This window comes from Rhodopseudomonas sp. G2_2311 (assembly GCF_047501505.1).
Taxonomy (GTDB): Bacteria; Pseudomonadota; Alphaproteobacteria; order Rhizobiales; family Xanthobacteraceae; genus Rhodopseudomonas; species Rhodopseudomonas palustris_H.
The window spans coordinates 1-14,394 of the sequence record NZ_JAZDRK010000007.1; the positions used below are offsets into that span (position 1 = coordinate 1).

The 14,394-nt window shown below is 66.3% G+C and carries 11 protein-coding genes; 2 read left to right on the top strand and 9 right to left on the bottom strand.

Annotated elements, in window-relative coordinates; all coding sequences use genetic code 11:
* Positions 1-115: 115 nt before the first annotated feature.
* The gene (locus VRZ08_RS11975; protein ID WP_264052576.1) at positions 116-745 is read right to left on the bottom strand and encodes a phage tail protein; all 630 of its coding nucleotides are present in this window, start codon (positions 743-745) and stop codon (positions 116-118) included.
* A gap of 1,367 nt (positions 746-2,112) precedes the next feature.
* Here VRZ08_RS11975 and VRZ08_RS11980 point away from each other — a divergent pair.
* Entirely contained in the window at positions 2,113-6,546 is a 4,434-nt protein-coding gene (locus VRZ08_RS11980) for a beta strand repeat-containing protein (protein WP_414532761.1), read from the top strand.
* A 35-nt stretch (positions 6,547-6,581) separates the two neighbouring features.
* Here the strand turns inward: VRZ08_RS11980 and VRZ08_RS11985 are convergent, their stop codons facing one another.
* The 6 genes from VRZ08_RS11985 to VRZ08_RS12010 all read right to left on the bottom strand — a co-directional run bounded on the left by VRZ08_RS11985 (position 6,582) and on the right by VRZ08_RS12010 (position 12,127).
* Positions 6,582-7,850 (bottom strand): TCR/Tet family MFS transporter, encoded by a 1,269-nt coding sequence (locus VRZ08_RS11985; RefSeq protein WP_414532668.1) that lies wholly within the window; start codon positions 7,848-7,850, stop codon positions 6,582-6,584.
* Positions 7,847-9,226, bottom strand: a complete 1,380-nt coding sequence (der, locus tag VRZ08_RS11990) for a ribosome biogenesis GTPase Der (protein WP_414532669.1) — start codon at positions 9,224-9,226, stop codon at positions 7,847-7,849. The genes VRZ08_RS11985 and der overlap by 4 nt, the downstream gene beginning before the upstream one ends.
* A gap of 72 nt (positions 9,227-9,298) precedes the next feature.
* Positions 9,299-9,850: a hypothetical protein gene (locus tag VRZ08_RS11995; protein ID WP_414532670.1), complete on the bottom strand. Its 552-nt coding sequence runs from the start codon at positions 9,848-9,850 to the stop codon at positions 9,299-9,301.
* A 45-nt stretch (positions 9,851-9,895) separates the two neighbouring features.
* Positions 9,896-10,552, bottom strand: coding sequence for a tetratricopeptide repeat protein (locus tag VRZ08_RS12000; protein ID WP_107356034.1), 657 nt, complete (start codon positions 10,550-10,552; stop codon positions 9,896-9,898).
* Between the two features lie 163 nt (positions 10,553-10,715).
* Positions 10,716-11,540, bottom strand: coding sequence for a 3-methyl-2-oxobutanoate hydroxymethyltransferase (gene panB / locus VRZ08_RS12005; RefSeq protein WP_107344960.1), 825 nt, complete (start codon positions 11,538-11,540; stop codon positions 10,716-10,718).
* Between the two features lie 2 nt (positions 11,541-11,542).
* Positions 11,543-12,127: an NnrU family protein gene (locus tag VRZ08_RS12010; RefSeq protein ID WP_107344961.1), complete on the bottom strand. Its 585-nt coding sequence runs from the start codon at positions 12,125-12,127 to the stop codon at positions 11,543-11,545.
* A 143-nt stretch (positions 12,128-12,270) separates the two neighbouring features.
* On the opposite strand from VRZ08_RS12010, the gene VRZ08_RS12015 reads away from it, so the two are divergent.
* Positions 12,271-13,269, top strand: coding sequence for a Bug family tripartite tricarboxylate transporter substrate binding protein (locus tag VRZ08_RS12015; protein WP_414532671.1), 999 nt, complete (start codon positions 12,271-12,273; stop codon positions 13,267-13,269).
* A gap of 46 nt (positions 13,270-13,315) precedes the next feature.
* Here VRZ08_RS12015 and VRZ08_RS12020 read toward each other — a convergent pair whose 3' ends face one another.
* Both VRZ08_RS12020 and VRZ08_RS12025 read right to left on the bottom strand, forming a co-directional pair.
* Positions 13,316-13,762 (bottom strand): cache domain-containing protein, encoded by a 447-nt coding sequence (locus VRZ08_RS12020; RefSeq protein WP_107344963.1) that lies wholly within the window; start codon positions 13,760-13,762, stop codon positions 13,316-13,318.
* Between the two features lie 141 nt (positions 13,763-13,903).
* Positions 13,904-14,170 carry a hypothetical protein gene (locus VRZ08_RS12025; RefSeq protein ID WP_414532672.1) on the bottom strand — a complete coding sequence of 89 codons (267 nt, stop codon included), beginning with the start codon at positions 14,168-14,170 and terminating at the stop codon, positions 13,904-13,906.
* Positions 14,171-14,394: the final 224 nt, after the last annotated feature.

Genomic DNA, 14,394 nt, shown 5'->3' on the forward strand with positions numbered 1-14,394 from the left:
ATCCGGGCGGTTGGTTTTTAATGGCGATTTAATTTACAGGGAACCCCCCCCGGGGGCGGTCGGGGGGCGGGGGGCGGCTAGCCACCCCCCCCCCCCCCCCGAGGCGAGGACTAACTCAGTCGCGAACCGGATACAGGCCCGACAGACAGATATTGGTCCTGAGCGCCAGGTAAGGCGGCAAGGTCTCGATCGGAACGTTACTTCCGGTGTTGCCGATCTGAACCGTCCCGCCAGTGATCCCGCCGCCGCCGCTCACACCGCCGAGATTGACGGGCGTGCCTGCCGTCCCGGCGGGTGCGTAGATCTTGGGCTGACCTCCTCCGGTCGGGCCGGTATTGGCCAGTAGCGATCCGGCAGCCGGGGAGCCCGACAGCGAACCAACGGTGACACCCGTCAGCGCCTGGACCGCCGCCGAACCACCGCCGCCGCCCGTCGGCGTGAACGTCGCCACGTGTGAATGCGCAGGCAGGTTTGCCTGGGTCAGCGTGACGCGCTCGACGCCGGCATGCGCACCCCACGCATAGTTACTGAGACCCGGCCCCTGCCCGGCACCGATGATCACCCGCGACTGAAGATTGGGGAGCTGAAACGTCGTCCGTCCGTCGCCACCGAAGGTCCCGCCGATCAAAGAGAACAGCGCCTGGTTCTGTGTGACGTTGAATGTCTGCCCGGCCGCGACTGCCCAATCCACCGGTGCGTAGTTGAAACTGACCTGCATGATCTGACCAATAAAAGAGTCTGCCATTTGACCAATTCCTTTCGTGGAGAACGATGGGGCGCGAGGCCAGCGGCGTCATGCCCCTCCAATGTCAAGACCGGTCCGCGCGAATCCGGACCGAGCTCATTCTCAGGATCCCCCCTTTCTTGTTGGAAGCCATGAAGCGAACCGCCGCAATGAATGACGATCAACCTACCGACGACCGAAAATTCGATCACTCGATAACTTAGCCCAACGACCTAATTTCACCTATGCACAGCCGACCAACTGAATTCGCTTTGCACGATACTCATCATCACTTCGACAACAATCCACCGTCGACGAACAAATCCCGCGCGTCACTCACACGATCAGATTTCTGCACCAGCAACCAAATCGCCAAAACATTCACTCGACGCAAATTCATCAAACCGTGCATTCAAGCGCGCAGGAAAGATAAACTCTAAGTAACACTACGTGGATTTCGCACCACCTCTACACGGCTACCACGCAGCAATGCGAACTTGTGACTTATCTACAACGATAAGCCGAATTAGCAATGCTAAATCGCGAGACGTCTTGATACCACAACCAGACAGATGCAACGCTCGATCGTTCACCTCGCGCATATTTCCTAAAAGCCGCGTGAACTATCAGTTATTTCGTCCTTCTCTCTGATTTCGACGAGACTCATGAGCCTGAATGATTCCGGCGGGTTCTCGCAGAAATCCCGCGCCGCGCCGGATGGCGCCGCGGCAGAGCGCCTATGGGCCGTTTCTCGCCCACCAAAGCCGCCCTCAGCGGAGAGCCGCGCGCGATTATTGCGGCTTGTTGGCAGCACCTGCGCGCCACCGGCCGGACTTAAGAACAGGCTTCTAATCCTCGCGTCCGCGGCACTGGTGGCCGCAGCAATCGCGCTGACTCCGACCGCAAGCTGGGCATCGGCAAGTTGTACGGCCGTGAACGGCGGCGCTTTGAACTACAACGTGACGTTCACGTCGCCAGGCGCTCCCGACGACGGCAAAGGCTTCAACGAGGCCTATTTGAAGGCATTCGCTGCTGGCGACACGCTCCATTATTCGGTGACCATCTCGACGACGGCGGGAACCATCGATGCCGGATTTACCGCGGACTATTCGTTCGGTATTCCTGCAACCTTCAGTAACAATGGCGGCGCTGGCTTCCATATCAGCACGTCCGGCAGCTACACGCTGTCCGCCGGCGACATAGTGAAGATCAACAACAATCCAGATGGAGCCACGACGCCGGGCCTATCTTCGGAGGCGATCGACCAGACTGGCAGCGGGTTTCGCGGCAGCGTGGCGTTCTCGGCCACCTGCACCGCGGCCGGCAGTCCGACGGTCACGTCGGTATCGCCGTCATCCGGCCCGACCGCCGGCGGCACCTCGGTGACGATCAACGGCACGAACTTCACCGGGGCGACGTCAGTGAGCTTCGGCTCGAACTCGGTACCGAGCAGCAGCTTCACCAGCAGTTCGTCAACCCAGATCGTCGTGCCGTCGCCGAGCGGCAGCGCCGGCACGGTGCATATCACGGTGACAAACGGAGTCGGGACCTCGGCGACGAGTTCGAGCGACCAATTTACCTATGTGGCGCCTCCGACGATCAGCTCGATCTCGCCGAGTTCAGGCTCGACCGCGGGCGGCACCGCGGTGACGATCGGCGGGACGAACTTGTCCGGCGTTACCTCGGTGACCGTCGGCGGCGCCTCGGCGACGCTCGGCACCAATACGTCGACCTCGATTAGTATCACGACCCCGGCCGGCACCGCGGGCGCACGCGACGTCGTCGTGACGACTGCGGGTGGCTCCGCCACGTCGACCGGCGGTTTCACCTATGTGTCCCCCCCTGCCGTTACCGGTGTCTCGCCGACGTCCGGTCCAGCCACAGGCGGCACCTCGGTCACCATCACAGGTACGAATTTCAGCGGCGCAACCTCGGTCAGCTTCGGCTCGAATTCGGTGGCGAGCGGCAGCTTCACCAGCAGTTCGTCGACCCAGATCGTCGTGCCCTCGCCGAGCGGCAGCGCCGGGACCGTGCACGTCACCGTGACCACGCCAATCGGGACATCGGCGACCGGCTCGAGCGACCAGTTCACCTACATCGCCGCCCCGACCATCACAGGCATTTCGCCGAGTTCCGGTTCGACCGGCGGCGCTACGTCGGTGACGATCAGTGGTACCAATCTGTCAGGCGTCACCAGCGTCACAGTCGGCGGTGCATCGGCAACGCTCGGAACCAACACATCGACGTCGATCGTCATCACGACGCCATCCGGGACAGCGGGCGCACGCGACGTCGTTGTTACCACCGCAGGCGGATCGGCGACCGCGACCGGCGGCTTCACCTATGTGGCGCCACCGAGCATCGGTTCGATTTCGCCGGGTTCGGGCCCGGCCACCGGCGGCACGTCGGTAACCATCAGCGGCACCAACCTGTCCGGCGTCACCAGCGTGACGGTGGGCGGGGCGTCGGCGACGCTCGGCACCAACACATCGACTTCGATCATCATTACCACGCCGTCCGGGACGGCTGGCGCGCGCGACGTGGTGGTGACAACGGCCGGCGGCTCAACCACCTCGACCGGCGGCTTCACCTACATCGCCGGCCCGACCATCGGTTCGATTTCACCCAGTGCGGGCCCGACCGCTGGCGGCACCAGCGTCACCATCTCGGGCAGCAATCTGTCCGGGGTCACGAGCGTGACGGTCGGCGGCGCTGCGGCGATCCTGGGCACCAATACGGCGACGTCGATCGTCATCACCACGCCGTCCGGAACGGCCGGGGCACGAGACGTCGTCGTCACCACGCCCGGTGGCGCGGCGACATCGACCGGCGGCTTCACCTACGCGGCGGCGCCGACGATCAGCACGATCTCCCCGAATTCCGGTTCCACCGGAGGCGGCAGCTCGGTGACGATCAGCGGCACCAACCTGTCCGGAGTGACCGCCGTCACCATCGGCGGCGCATCCGCGACCCTCGGCACCAATACATCGACGTCGATCGTTGTGACGACGCCGTCCGGGACGGCCGGAGCACGTGATGTTGTCCTGACCACCCCGGGCGGTTCGGTCACAGCGACCGGCGGGTTCACCTACATCCTGTCACCGTCGATCAGCTCAATCTCGCCGAACGCCGGCCCGACGGCGGGCGGCACGTCGGTGACGATCACCGGCACCAATCTGGCCGGGGTCACCGGGGTGACGATCGGCGGCTCACCCGCCACAGTCGGCACCAATACGTCCACCTCGGTCGTCGTGACCACGCCGGCCGGCACAGCCGGGGCGCGCGACGTCGTTGTCACGACCGGTGGCGGCTCGGCCACGGCCACCGGCGGCTTCACCTACGCGGGCCCGCCAACGATCAGCACGGTCTCTCCCAACTCCGGCTCGACCAGCGGCGGCACCTCCATCACCATCTCCGGCAGCAATCTCGCCAACGTCATTTCGGTCAGCATTGGCGGCACTGCGGCCTCGCTCGGCACGAACACATCCACATCGATCGTGGTGACGACACCGAGCGGAACGGCCGGCGCACGCGACGTCGTCGTGACGACCGCCGGGGGATCGGTGACATCTACCGGCGGCTTCACCTATGTGGCGCCCCCGACCATCAGCTCGATCTCGCCGAGCTCAGGCCCGGCTGCCGGCGGCACATCGGTGACCATCACCGGCACCAACCTGTCCGGCGTCACCTCGGTGACGGTCGGCGGAGCGGCCGCGACCCTTGGGACGAACACGGCGACCTCGATCGCGATCACGACACCTGCCGGTACCTCGGGCGCTCGGGATGTCGTCGTCACCACCGCCGGCGGCCCGGTCACGTCGACTGGCGGTTTCACCTATATCGCGGCCGCCACGGTGACGGCGATCGCTCCCGCCGCGGGCCCGATCGGCGGCGGCACGTCGGTCACCATCACCGGGACGAACCTCACCGGGGCGACGGCCGTAACGATCGGCGGGGTTGCGGCCACGAGCGTCACGATCGTGAATGCCACCACGATCACGGCGACCACGCCCGCTCACGCTGCGGGCAGCGTCGACATCGTGGTGACGACGCCCGGCGGCACCGCAACGGGCACCGGGCTCTACAGCTACGTCGCCGGTCCCAGCGTCACGTCGATCAATCCGGCGAGCGGCCCCGGCGCGGGCGGCACCTCGGTGACGATCACCGGCAGCAACCTCGCTGGCGCAACCGCCGTCAGCTTCGGCGGCACCGCGGCCACCGCCGTGAGCGTGACCAGCGCCACCACCATCACCGCAACGACGCCTGCTCATGCCGCGGGCGTGGTCGACGTCACCGTGACGACACCGGGCGGCAGCAGCACCGGGGCCGGCTTATTCAGCTATATCGTCACCACGACAACCACTACCCTCACCTCGTCGCGCAACCCCAGCGAAGCGGGACAGCCGGTGAGCTTCACCGCGACGGTGACGGCGAGCGGCTCCGTCCCGACCGGCACCGTGACCTTCACCGACAGCGGCGTCACGATCGGCTCGGTCGCTTTGTCCGGCGGCACCGCGACGCTCACCACCAGCAGCCTGACGGTCGGCTCACATACCATTCTGGCCGCGTTCATTGGCAACGCCAGCTACTCTGCCAGTAGCTCGTCGCCGCTGCTGCAAGCCGTCAACACACCCCAGGACAGTCTCAAGCTGCGCGCCATGCAGATCATCGCGAGCAAGACAATCGCGCAGACCTCCGGCGCCGTGATCTCTGGGGCGATCGACTCTGCGATTTCCGAGGGGTTCAACGACGGCGGCGAGTTGGTCGCACCATCCGGCACGGGCCTCCGCTTCAACTTCACCGACGATCTGTCGCAGAGCCGAACCGGGGCGGCCGACAGCGCCGTCGAGAGCAGCTGGCCTCGGTCATACGTCCGCGACAACGGGCCCGGCCGTGGCATCGGATTCGGCATCGGCGATCCGACCGGGCCGGGACGAAGCCGATCCCGCTTTGACGACACCTTCGCGGCGATTGATCGCAAGGCCGACATCACAAAGGCACCCGCGAAGGCACAGGTCGAGCCGAAGGATTGGCTGATGTGGGCTGAGGTGAAAGCGACCGGCATCGGGGAATGGAACGCCAGCAGCACCAGCTCGGTGCTCAGCGGAAACCATGTCAATGCATTGATCGGACTGACCCGGAAGCCGTCTCCGGACTTCCTGATCGGCCTCGTCGGTGGTTACGAGACCTTCGACTACAAGTCCGGTACGCTCGACGGCAGGCTCAAAGGCGATGGCTGGACGATCGGCTCCTACGCGGCGTGGCGGTCCGCCGCCGGGCTGCGCTTCGACATCGCCGGCGCCTATTCGGGGATCGGTTACGACGGCTCGGCCGGCAGCGCCTTCGGCAGCTTCGATGGCCGGCGGTGGCTGGTGTCTGGCGGCATTACCGGCACCACGGAGGCGTTGGGTTTTGCGATCGAGCCCTCGGCGAAGGTCTATGCGCTGTGGGAGCGCCAAAATGCCTACATCGATTCACTTGGCACTCCGCAGGCACAGCGCGAGTTCTTCACCGGGCGGGCATCGGCCGGCCTCAAGGTCAGTTACCCCTGGATCTACAGCGCGACGCTGACGCTCGCGCCCTACACCGGCGTGTTTGCCGACTACTACTTCCTCGGCGACAACGCGGAGACAATCACGCTCGCGAGCGGAGCGCCGCTGGCTTCGGTGCCGCTGATGGACGGCTGGTCGGCACGGTTGACCGGAGGCATCGCAGCGCGGTTCGGCAACGGCGCGGCGGTCGCGGTCGGCGGCGAACTCGGCGGCCTGGGCGGCACAGTCCAGATCTGGACGCTCCGCGGCCGGGCATCCGTGCCGTTCTGAGAGAGCCGGCCGCGCAGCAAACCGGCCTCAGCTAACTAACCGGCGGAAACCCGCTGCCGCGCATCACCGGCCGTCGCCGCGACCAGCACCGAGACGATCAGTAGCACGCCGGCGAGCAGGAACGGCGCGCCTGGCAATGCGAACGGTGCATTTGCCCCGATGAAATACGCAAAGATCAGCGTGAACAGGAAAGGCCCGATCAATTCCGCGATGCTCTTGACGCTGGTCATCGCGCCCTGCAGCTGGCCCTGCTGGTCGGCCGCCACCAGCCGGGTCATCATCCCCGAGGTTGCCGGCCCGGCAATGCCCCATAGCGTCATCACCGGAATGCCGATCCAGAACAGCGTCCCGCTCGGCGCCAGCGCGTAGATCAGAAAGCCGAGCGCCCCGCCGCCATAGCCGATAATCTGCGCGTTGCGTTCGCCGAGCCGCTTCAGCGCGGGACCAACCAGGCCGCCCTGCACGATTGCAGTGCAGACGCCGACGAAAGCGAGCGCCAGACCGATCTTGGTCTCGCTCCAGCCATATCGATAGCTCGTATACAACACGAAGGTCGCCGGAAGCGCGACATGGGCGACCTCGGCACAGAACTCCACCACTGCCATCGCGGCGAGCCGGCTGTTGGAGGCGAGCAGCCGCACCGCTCCGACCGGGTTGGCGGACTTCCAGCGGAACGGCGAGCGCCGCTCCGGCGGCAGCGACTCCGGCAGGACCAACAGACCATACAGCGCGTTGCACAGGCTCAGCCCAGCCGCGACCCAGAATGGTAGTCGCGGATCGACGCCCCCGAGCAGCCCGCCGATCGCCGGACCGATGATGAAGCCGAGCCCGAACGCGGCGCCGACCTTGCCGAACACCGCCGCGCGCTTTTCCGCCGGCGTGACGTCGGCGATGTAGGCGAAAGCCGTCGAAATACTCGCCGAGGTGATACCGGAAATCACCCGGCCGAGAAACAGCCAGCCGAGCGACGGCGCCAGCGCCATCAGGATGTAGTCGAGCCCGAGGCCGAGATTGGACAGCAGGATCACCGGCCGGCGGCCGAAGCGATCGGACAACCCGCCGAGCACCGGCGACGCGACGAACTGCATCAGTGCCCAGGCAGTACCGAAGAGTCCGTAGATCCGCGCCGCGTCCGCGGTGTTGTCGTTGGAGAAGCTCTCGATCAGCTTCGGCAGGATCGGCAGGATCATGCCGATGCTCAGCATATCGAGCAGGATGGTGACGAAGATGAAGCCGACGGCGGCGCGGCGCGGCCCGGTCATGCCGGGCACCGGCGGCTGCTGCGCTGTGGCTTCCTCGGTCATGACTTGCGTTTACGCTTGTGCGCGAACGGATTGGCCTTCTCGCGCAGCGTGATCCGCACCGGCGTGCCGGGCAGCTCGAACGCGCCGCGCAGGCTGTTCACGAGATAGCGCAAGTACGATTCCGGCACCGCATCGGCGCGCGAACAGAACACCACGAAGCTCGGCGGCCGCGCCTTGGTCTGGGTGACGTAGTTCAGCTTGAGGCGGCGGCCCGAGACCGCCGGCGGCGGGTTCTGCGAAGTCGCCTGCTCGAACCAGCGGTTCAGCGCCGCGGTCGGCACACGCCTATTCCACACCGCATAGGCATCCTGGATCGCCTGCATCAGGCGGTCGACGCCCTCGCCCAGCATGCCGGAGGTCGCGACGATCGGCACGCCCTTGATCTGCGGCAGCCAGTGGTCGGCATCGGCGCGAAGCTGCGCGATCTGGCCGCCCTGGCGCTCGATCAGGTCCCACTTGTTGACGGCGATCACCAGGGCCCGGCCCTCGCGCTCGACAAGGTCGGCGATCCGCAGATCCTGCTCCTCGAAGCGGTGCTGCGCATCCATCATCAGCACCACGACTTCGGCAAAGCGCACCGCACGCAGCGCATCCGCAACCGACAGCTTCTCCAGCTTCTCTTCGATCCGCGAACGGCGACGCAGCCCGGCAGTATCGAACACGCGGAAGTCGCGGCCCTTCCATTCGACCTCGACGGCGATGGAGTCGCGGGTGGTGCCGGCTTCGGGGCTGGTCAGCAGCCGCTCCTCGCCGAGCAGCCGGTTGATGAAGGTCGACTTGCCGGCGTTGGGACGGCCGACGATCGCCACCCGGATCGGCCGCGTCGCGATCGCTTCTTCGCTCTGGTCGGCGGGCTCGTCGTCTTCCTCGTCCTCGACCGGCTCCGGCAGCAGCGGACGCAGGGCGTCGTAGAGTTCGCCCATGCCCTCGCCGTGCTCGGCGGAGATCTGCACCGGGTCGCCAAGGCCGAGCGCGTAGGACTCCATCGCGCCGACCTCGCCGTGCTTGCCTTCGCTCTTGTTGGCCACCAGCACCACCGGCTTATTGGCGCGGCGGGCAAAGTCGGCAAAGGCGCGGTCGTTCGGGGTCAGGCCGGCGCGGGCGTCGATCACGAACAGCAGCGCATCGGCAAGCGCGATCGCGGTCTCGGTCTGCTCCTGCATCCGGGCGGTGAGCGAGCCCTTCGGCCCCTCGTCGAGGCCGGCGGTGTCGATCAGCGTAAAGCTGAGATCGCCGAGCCGGCCTTCGCCTTCACGGCGGTCACGGGTCACGCCGGGCGCGTCGTCGACCAGCGCCAGCTTTTGGCCGACGAGGCGATTGAACAGCGTCGATTTGCCGACGTTGGGCCGGCCGATAATTGCGAGGATGAAAGACATGGCTGATCCGTCGCCGAGAAGCGGCGGCCTGTCAATGTCGCTCGGGTCAGACCTTCGAGGCCGAAGCCTGAATTAGCGCTGGAAGCTGCCGCTCGGCAGCGGCGCCGGGAAGGAAGGAGCCGTTCCGGACGATTGCGACTGCGCCGGCGCCGGCGCGGAGGACTGATCGTCGGCCGGCGGGGTGGTGACGCGGCGGCGCGACTGCTTGGCCGGCTTCGGCGCCGGCGGCACGGCGGCGGCGCTGCCCTCTTCCTCGGCGGCCGGTTCGGCAGCGGGCTCAGCGGCCGGCGCAGCCGGGCGACGCGCCGCGGAATTGTGCCGGCTCTTGGAGCGCGCGGCGGGCTTCGGCTTCTCTTCAACCGGCGCAGGCGCGGCCTCGGCGGCGGCCTGCTGGCGCTGCTGCTGCTCGACCTCGTCTTTGTACAGGCTCTTCGGCACGCCCTGCTCGAGGCCCGGCACGCCTTCCGGAAACACCGGCTTCCGATCGCCGGCGAGTTTCTTCTTCTGATCCAGGAAGTCGAACATGTCGGTCGGATCGAAGCTGCTCATGCTGCCACAGCCGGCCAGAGCGCTGGACAGCGCGACCAGCACGGCGAGTGGAATCAGGCGGTGCGACAGGCGCATGGATTATCTCTCACAATCTTTGGTGTCGCGGTCGCTCGAACGACGTCAGCTCTTGGTCGCGGTGGGCGGCAGCAGCGCCTGCAGCACATCGGCCCGGCTGCGCAGGCTGCCGGGGGTTTCGGCGTCGGTGGTGATCTTGTCGATCCACTGCCGGGTCGCCGCCACGTTGTTGGCCCGCCACGCGGCCAGCGCCAGCAGTTCGCGCGCGGTATGACGGAAGGCGCCGTTGCCGGATGCCACCGGCTCGAGGCGCTGCACCAGATCGTTGTAGCTCGCGGTCTCCAGCACCAGGTTGGCGGCACGGATGCTGGCGAGTTCACGGAACGGCGCCGCGAGGCTGCGATCGGCCGCGATCTCGTCGTAGCGCTTTACCGCGGCTTGCGGATCGCGCGCGCCGATCTCGGCGGCGGCCCGCAGCCGCGCCAGCGTGCGATAGCCGGCAGGCGCCGACGCCGCGATCTTGTCGAACGCAGCCTCCGCCTCGGTGTGCTTGTTCTGCTCGGCAAGGTCGGCAGCGGCGACGAAGGCCGCGCCGGCTTCGGCCGCCTTCTTGGCCTCGTAATATTCATAGCCGCGCCAGGCGCCGACCCCGACCACGATCAGGAGCGCCCCGCCGACGATAACGATCGAGTACTTGTCCCACAGCCTCTTGAGCCGTTCGCGACGCAGCTCCTCGTCGACTTCGTTAAATAATTCAGACACTTGGAGATTCTTCCTGTCCCGACAGCGCAACAGCCCAACAGGGCCGCCGCTAGCCCATCCCTCGCCGCCGCGCGGGCGATACCCTAGCGTTATGGCGCTGGCAAGGCAAAGCGAGCCGGATCAAGGGGATACCTTGACCGGCACGCACGCCCTGGCGATCGCCTCACGCCTTCGACTTCATCCCATAAACATGCTCAGGCCCGGGGAACGCCCGCGAGCGGACCTCCTCGGCATAGCCCTTGATCGCCGCCTCGATGCCGGGGCCAAGGTCGCCATAGCGCTTGACGAATTTCGGCGGCTTCGGCGACAGGCCGAGCATGTCTTCGAGCACCAAGACTTGACCATCGCAGGCGGCGCTGGCGCCGATGCCGATGGTCGGGATCGAAATCATCTCGGTGATCTTGCGGCCGAGCGGCTCGGCGACGGCTTCCACCACCACCGAGAACGCGCCGGCCTCGGCGACCGCCTTTGCGTCGGCCTCGATCGGCGCCCAGCTGCCCTCCTCGCGGCCCTGCGCGCGGAACGAGCCCAGCGTGTTGATCGACTGCGGCGTCAGACCAATGTGGCCCATCACCGGAATGCCGCGTTCGGTGAGGAACCTGATCGTCTCCGCCATCCGCACGCCGCCTTCGAGCTTCACGGCGCCGCAGTGCGTCTCCTTGAGGATCCGCGCAGCAGAGTGGAAGGCCTGCTCCTTCGACGCTTCATACGAACCGAACGGCATGTCGACCACGACCAGCGCGTGCTGCGAACCGCGCATCACCGCATGGCCCTGCAGGATCATCATCTCGAGCGTCACCGGCACGGTGGTCTCGAAGCCGTGCATCACGTTGCCGAGCGAGTCGCCAACCAGAATGGCGTCGCAGTAACGATCGACCAGCGAGGCGGTGTGCGCGTGATACGAGGTCAGCATCACGATCGGATCACCGCCTTTGCGCGCGCGGATGTCGGGAGCGGTCTTCCGCCGGATCGTCGATTGAACAGACATGCTTAGGCTCCGAACACGGACACGCCGATAACGTAGGGATGGAAGACGAAGGCGAGCGCCAGATACAGCACCACGCCGGCCACGATGGCGATGACGTCGTTCTTGACGCCGCCGACCGGGATCGGCGGACCGCCGGCGTCGCTGCGCCGCTTCAGCGAAATACGGTCAAACACCGCCCAGGCCAGCAGCGAGCCGAACAGAATGATCGAGCCGAGATCGCCGTTCGCGATCAGGTGGCCGACCGCCCACAGCTTCACCGCAGTGAGCATCGGATGCTTGACCGCCGCGTAGATGCGGCCGCGCGAATACGCCGCAGCCAGCAGGATCGCCATCGGCAGCATCAAGAGCGCGGTGAGATGCTTGGTCCAATGCGGCGGATACCAGACGTCGATCCAGCCGTGCGCCCGATAGGATCCGAAACCGTAAGCGATCAGGGCGAGGCCGCTGAGCGCCACCACCGCATAGGCAAGCTTGTAGACCGCCTCGCCGCCGATCCCGATCAGGCGACTGCGCAGGTCGCGCTGGGTGGTGACGACATGAGTGCCGATGAACAGCACCAGGCCGACGATCATCAACGCAAGTCCCATCGCGTCACTCCTGTCTCGGCCCGCGCATGCGGCGGTTTGCGCACCGGCCAATTCCACCTATGGTCCGCGCCGTCGCACGGCCTGCCGCAGCGCGGCGCCATGCGGGCGAAATCCGGGTATCATTGTTTACGGGACCGATGCAAATGCTGGGACACCTCCTCCGCCGGACCCTGACGCCGACGCTCGCGATGCTTGGCATCGCGGCGTGCGCAGTCAGCAGCGCGGCCGCGGCGCAGCCGACCGCGTGGCCGCCGAAGACGGTGCGGATTGTGGTGCCGTTCGCCGCGGGATCGACGCCGGATCTGGTCGGCCGGGTGCTTGCCGACCAGCTTCATACGCAGCACCCAGGCTCCACCTTCGTGATCGAAAACAAGCCCGGCGCCTCGGGCAATATCGGCACCGATGCGGTGGCCAAGGCGTCCCCGGATGGCGCCACGCTCGGCATCTCGATCCCCGGCCCGCTCGCCATCAACACGCTGCTGTTTCCGAAGCTGCCCTACGATCCGGAGCGCGACCTTGCACCGGTGACGCTGCTGACACGGATGCCGAGCGTGCTCGCCGTGCCGGCAACCGCAGGCATCGGCAGCGTCGGCGAGTTTCTTGCCAAGGTGAAAAGCGACAAAGGCGGCTTCGCCTACGCGTCGATCGGCGCCGGCTCGCTGTCGCAGCTGTGCATGGAAGCGATCGCGCAGAAGGCCGGCGCCGCGATGGTGCACATCCCCTACGCCGGCTCGCCGAACGCAATGACTGCGCTGATGCGCGGTGACGTCCAGGCTGCATGCCTGCCGGCGATCTCGGTCGCGCCGCAGCAGGCGGCGGGGACGGTGAAGATCCTGGCGGTGACCACGCCGGAGCGCTCGCCGTTCCTGCCCGACGTGCCGACACTGAAGGAGAGCGGCATCGACGTGCAGTCAGACGCGTGGAACGCGCTGATCGCGCCGGCCGGCACCTCACCCGAACTGATCGCGGCGATCCACCGCGCGGTCGAGGTGGCGCTCGCCGATCCGGCTGTCATCACGAAGCTGAAAACGCAGATGATGATGCCCGAGGCCTCGACGCCCGAGGCGCTGCGCCAGAAGATCGCCGACGAGAAGCGGAGCTGGGCTGACGTGATCCGCGCCGCAGGCATCAAGGTGCAATAAGATCCGGCGGCGGCTGAGCACCGCCGCCGTCTCGCTGCCTAAGGGGTTACTTGTAGTAGCCGACCGCGCAAGTCTGGTCGCCGATCTTGGTGACGAAGCTGACCTTCTGCACCGGATCGGTCTGGCCCGGGCGCGGCCACATATAGGCGACTTCCTTGACCTCGCCTTCCTTGGCGGTGGCGTAGATCTCTTCGCCCAGCGGCTTGCCGGTCTTGTCCTTGAGATCCTTGAGGCTCTTGCCGGTCAGGGTCGGATGCGCGGTGAACAGACCGTCCGGCCCGCCGCAGAACGGATACAGGTCGCGATCCTTGAAACCGCCCTCGCCCTTGGCAAACTCGGCGAGCGCCTTGGCCTTATCGGCCTTCACCGCAGCAGCGGCCTTGGTGAGCATCGCCTTGGCTTCGTCGGCCGTGCCGAACTCGCCGGCGAAAGCGGCCGAGGCAGCAAACACGCTGGCGCCGGCGACGAGACATAATACTGATTTGAGTTTCATGGGCATCTCCTCCTTTGAAAGCTCCCTTTGTGGAGCATGAGGAGAAGATATCCGCGGTCAGTTGCGGCGGTCAGCGCGACTTAGGACGAACCATAAGGCGATACCAAGCGCCGCATTCCGTCAGCGGAAGCAAGCGATCCATCAGTGCGAGCAGATCCAGGCGCGGGCTTCGCGCTGGGCAACCGCGATCTCGTCGGCCGACATCAGCTCGGCCAGCTCGCGGCGATACGCGATCGCGTCGGCCCGGCCCTTCAGCGCGGCGAGGTTGAACCACTTGTGCGCGGCGATCAGGTCGACCGGCGCGCCGCGGCCCGAGGCGAACAGCAGGCCGAGGTCGAACAGCGCATCGGGGTTCTCCCCGGCTTCGATCGGCATCGCGGTTTCGATATTCAGATGTCCCTGCAGCATCTTTGATCTCCATCTTTCGCCGCCGAACCGAGGCGGCTCCTGTCCTCTGTTTGTCGTCCCCACCGCCGTGACCCGGCGTGTTATGGGGCAATCATGGCCGATCAAATTTGAAGAGCAGTTTAAGTGTTGCGCTGAACAATTTCTGAACGCGCCGCGGCGCTCTTCGCGAGACGATTTAAGAAACGCCTGTGCCGCAATGGTTTTTCGAACTCGGTGAGAGACGG

What these genes read in the sequence shown, in the direction of transcription:
- VRZ08_RS11975 (WP_264052576.1), bottom strand. Translation starts at nt 745, where the DNA reads ATGGCAGACTCTTTTATTGGTCAGATCATGCAGGTCAGTTTCAACTAC.
- VRZ08_RS11985 (WP_414532668.1), bottom strand. Translation starts at nt 7,850, where the DNA reads ATGACCGAGGAAGCCACAGCGCAGCAGCCGCCGGTGCCCGGCATGACC.
- der (WP_414532669.1), bottom strand. Translation starts at nt 9,226, where the DNA reads ATGTCTTTCATCCTCGCAATTATCGGCCGGCCCAACGTCGGCAAATCG.
- VRZ08_RS11995 (WP_414532670.1), bottom strand. Translation starts at nt 9,850, where the DNA reads ATGCGCCTGTCGCACCGCCTGATTCCACTCGCCGTGCTGGTCGCGCTG.
- panB (WP_107344960.1), bottom strand. Translation starts at nt 11,540, where the DNA reads ATGTCTGTTCAATCGACGATCCGGCGGAAGACCGCTCCCGACATCCGC.
- VRZ08_RS12010 (WP_107344961.1), bottom strand. Translation starts at nt 12,127, where the DNA reads ATGGGACTTGCGTTGATGATCGTCGGCCTGGTGCTGTTCATCGGCACT.
- VRZ08_RS12015 (WP_414532671.1), top strand. Translation starts at nt 12,271, where the DNA reads ATGCTGGGACACCTCCTCCGCCGGACCCTGACGCCGACGCTCGCGATG.
- VRZ08_RS12020 (WP_107344963.1), bottom strand. Translation starts at nt 13,762, where the DNA reads ATGAAACTCAAATCAGTATTATGTCTCGTCGCCGGCGCCAGCGTGTTT.
- VRZ08_RS12025 (WP_414532672.1), bottom strand. Translation starts at nt 14,170, where the DNA reads ATGCTGCAGGGACATCTGAATATCGAAACCGCGATGCCGATCGAAGCC.